This is a genomic window from Pilimelia columellifera subsp. columellifera (genome assembly GCF_039532605.1).
GTDB lineage: Bacteria > Actinomycetota > Actinomycetes > Mycobacteriales > Micromonosporaceae > Pilimelia > Pilimelia columellifera.
Window position 1 is genome coordinate 1 of sequence record NZ_BAAARY010000062.1, and the last position, 1,663, is coordinate 1,663.

At 66.1% G+C, this 1,663-nt stretch carries 2 protein-coding genes; both read left to right on the plus strand.

Annotated features, from left to right (window positions below; translation table 11 throughout):
• Positions 1-285: 285 nt before the first annotated feature.
• A complete protein-coding gene (locus ABD287_RS18295) occupies positions 286-621 on the plus strand; it encodes an META domain-containing protein (RefSeq protein WP_344174765.1) in 336 nt (111 codons plus the stop codon).
• Between the two features lie 407 nt (positions 622-1,028).
• Positions 1,029-1,532: a GNAT family N-acetyltransferase gene (locus ABD287_RS18300; RefSeq protein ID WP_344174767.1), complete on the plus strand. Its 504-nt coding sequence runs from the start codon at positions 1,029-1,031 to the stop codon at positions 1,530-1,532.
• The last annotated feature ends 131 nt before the right edge of the window (positions 1,533-1,663 follow it).

The window sequence follows — 1,663 nt, forward strand, 5'->3', positions numbered from 1 at the left end:
AGGTCGTGGGCAGCCGCGAAAGAGAGCGTCCAACCCGGGCACCTAAACCGAGCCTGGCCGGGCGCCGGTCCTGGGTCAATGAAACAAGTAGCCGCTGATGGCGCGACGTTTGCAGCCGCCGTTTCAAGTGCTCGTGTTGGTGGGGCGCTGGTCAGCAGTGCGCTTCTGGTTCCTGCCGCTGTCGCGGGATGCACGGGGTCGGAACCCTTCGACAGGTCGCCGACCGGGACGCTCGCTCCCTCAGTCACGGCTACGGCGGCGACAACTGCCGATAGAGCCATGCTGGTGGGTCGATGGACTCCTCGACCCGGCACCACCGCCCCAGCCATCGGCTGGCCGGAACCGCCGTACCTGCAGTTCGCGGACGATGGCACCTGGACCGGCGCAGACGGATGCAACCGCCAGAAGGGCACCTGGAGCATCGACGCCGCCGGAACGTTCAAGGTGACTTTCGAGGGCGTCCAAGAGAGGTTCTGTGAGAACTTCAGTATCGGTCTCTGGCTAGAGGCGACCCAAACCGTAGAGATTAACGGCGATCTGCTCACGCTGCGCGACGCTGGCAAAAAGCAGCTCGGACAGCTCTGGCGTGCTGCCGGCAGCGCCGTCCCGAGCCACACGTAGCAGCCGGGACAGTAGAGGTGCGGGCCGCCGTATGCCTCGGGGGTCGCACCGAACGGGTGGACCAGTCCAGGCCGTGCAGCTCGTCGTTCCCGCCTCGGGCTACGTGAAGGCTACCGGCAGTTGGCGTGCTCGGCGGCGAGCATCAGCCGTCGCGCCACCAGGTCTACTGGCATCCGCGCGAAGGACGCCGCGCGCGGCGGCCGGTAGGGCGTTGGCCACCCAGACCGTTGTAGGTTCGCATCCACAATGTCGGCAGCTAGCTCTCTGACTGGGGCACCGCTAGATTTCTCACCAGGATGGCAACTTCTTCGGCGAGAGCCGATCTCGCCGGACCCCCGCAAGCCCCTGACCTGCTGGTTCAATCGGGCGTCCGCGCCGGGTACGACGGGCCGTGCAGAATGTCCCGGGTGAACGCTCATCTGCGCGCTGGGCGCGAGGACGACCTGGCGGCTCTGCTGGAGATCTACAACCACCATGTCCGAACCGGCCACGCTACCTTCGACGAAGCTGAGGTGAGCCTGGACGAGCGCCGAGTCTGGTGGGCGACGTACGCGCCAGCGGGCGCGCATCGGCTCATCGTGGCCGCCGAAGGTGACCGAGTCGTGGGGTATGCCACCAGCAGCCCGTACCGGACGCACCCCGCGTTCCGTCACACGGTGGAGGTCAGCGTCTATCTCGCGCCGAACGCCGTCGGTCGAGGGCTCGGCGGGCGGCTCTACGACACGCTGCTGGCCGAGCTGGTCAACACTCAAGCCAAACGTGTCGTGGCGGCTGTCGCGCTACCCAACGAGGTGTCCGTGGCGCTGCATCTTTCACGAGGATTCACCACCGTGGGCACCTTCACTGACTACGCGGTGAAGGGCGGTCGGCCCATTAGCTCGACCTGGTTCGAGCGTCCAGTGAATCTGTAGGTTCCCATACGGCAGTACCCACCGGATCAGCCTGTCAACGCTCTCTGAAAACTGGTTCTGGCCCACTTTTCGTGCAGCGTTGACGGCTCGGTGCCGGTCAGGCTAGGAGGATTCGGCGGCGGAGCAGGTCG